The sequence below is a fragment of the Ruminococcoides bili genome (assembly GCF_040093295.1).
In the GTDB taxonomy this organism is placed as follows: Bacteria; Bacillota; Clostridia; order Oscillospirales; family Acutalibacteraceae; genus Ruminococcoides; species Ruminococcoides intestinale_A.
In genome coordinates this window covers 1-1,112 of sequence record NZ_JBBNJY010000093.1, presented here as the reverse complement: position 1 = coordinate 1,112, position 1,112 = coordinate 1, and the positions used below count along the sequence as shown (strand labels likewise).

General features: G+C 46.3%; 1 protein-coding gene. It reads left to right on the top strand.

Features of this window, described 5'->3' with window-relative positions; all coding sequences use genetic code 11:
* The coding region (locus AAAY30_RS11500; RefSeq protein WP_499215970.1) for an alpha-amylase family glycosyl hydrolase at positions 1-1,112 on the top strand (1,112 nt) is incomplete at both ends.

Genomic DNA, 1,112 nt, shown 5'->3' with positions numbered 1-1,112 from the left:
AGAGCTACCTTCCACGGCGGCGACTTTGCCGGTGTTACACAGTCTATCGAAGATGGTTATTTCAATAACCTCGGTGTAAACGCAATCTGGATTTCCGCTCCGTATGAGCAGACACACGGTTATGTGGTAGGCAGCGACGGTAATCCAAGTTACGCTCACTATTCATACCACGGCTACTATGTTCTCGACTACACACAGACAGATGCAAACTTCGGTACTGCCGAGGAGTTTGAAACTCTTGTTGACACAGCTCATGAGCACGGCATCAGAGTTATTATGGATATCGTAATGAACCACTCAGGTTACAACTCGCTTTACGATATGGCAGAGTATGGTTACGGCACAGTAGCACCGGGCTGGGAAGACGCATACTATCCACATCAGAATATAAACAACAAAACATATCACAGCTTTATCGACTACGATACAAATGCAGAAGACTGGGCTAACTGGTGGGGTCCTGATTGGATTCGTTGCGGTGTAGCAGGTTATACAGAAGGTGGCGGCAGTGACCTCACAATGTCTCTTGCAGGTCTTCCTGACTTTAAAACAGAGCAGGCTTCTACAGTAGGTCTTCCAAAAATTCTCCAGAAAAAGTGGAGCGGAGAGGGCAGACTTGATTCTGAAACAGCAAAGATTAATAACTTCTTTACCAAAACAGGCAGAAGCGCGACTGTAAGCAACTACCTTGCAGGCTGGCTTTCAGAGTGGGTAAGAGAGTACGGTGTTGACGGTTTCCGTTGCGATACCGCAAAACACGTTGAATTTGCTTCTTGGAAAAACCTTAAGAATGCTTGTGTTGACGCTCTTAAAGAGTGGAGAGCAAACAACCCTGACAAGCCGGGTGCAGACTGGGATGAAGATTTCTGGATGACAGGTGAATGTTGGGATCACGGTGTTAATAAGGACGGCTACTACACACAGGGCGGATTTGATTCAATGATCAACTTCTCAACTCAGGGTGGCGGACTTTTAAGCGCAGGCAGAGTTAAGGGCACATATGATGGATTTGCAAAGGCTATCAATAACGATGACAGCTTCAATGTTCTTTCTTATGTATCTTCACACGACTCTGTTCTCGCAAGAGGCGACCTTATAGGTACAGGTTCAGG